The sequence below is a fragment of the Cellulomonas sp. GbtcB1 genome (assembly GCF_019091725.1).
Taxonomy (GTDB): domain Bacteria; phylum Actinomycetota; class Actinomycetes; order Actinomycetales; family Cellulomonadaceae; genus Cellulomonas.
The window spans coordinates 1-240 of the sequence record NZ_JAGXJG010000498.1; the positions used below are offsets into that span (position 1 = coordinate 1).

The window sequence follows — 240 nt, forward strand, 5'->3', positions numbered from 1 at the left end:
CGGCGCGCCGCTGCGGAGGCGGTGCAGAACTGCGAGCGCAGGCCCGTCATCGCGGGCAGCAGGAAGTCGTCGCCCGGCATCTCGCGCAGCGGCGTCCCCTGGAGGTCGCCGCGCAGGCTGGTCGCGTTCAGGCTGTCGTCCAGCCTGCCGTGCTCGGCGACCACGGCGTCGACGTGCGCGTCCACGGCCTCGGGGTCCGCCGCGTCCACGACGGCGACCTCGACGTGCCCGCCGGGGCGC

At 77.1% G+C, this 240-nt stretch carries 1 pseudogene; it reads right to left on the reverse strand.

What is annotated here, in order from left to right:
• Positions 1 to 240, reverse strand: a pseudogene (locus KVT14_RS21155) (3-oxoacyl-ACP reductase); the annotation flags it as partial.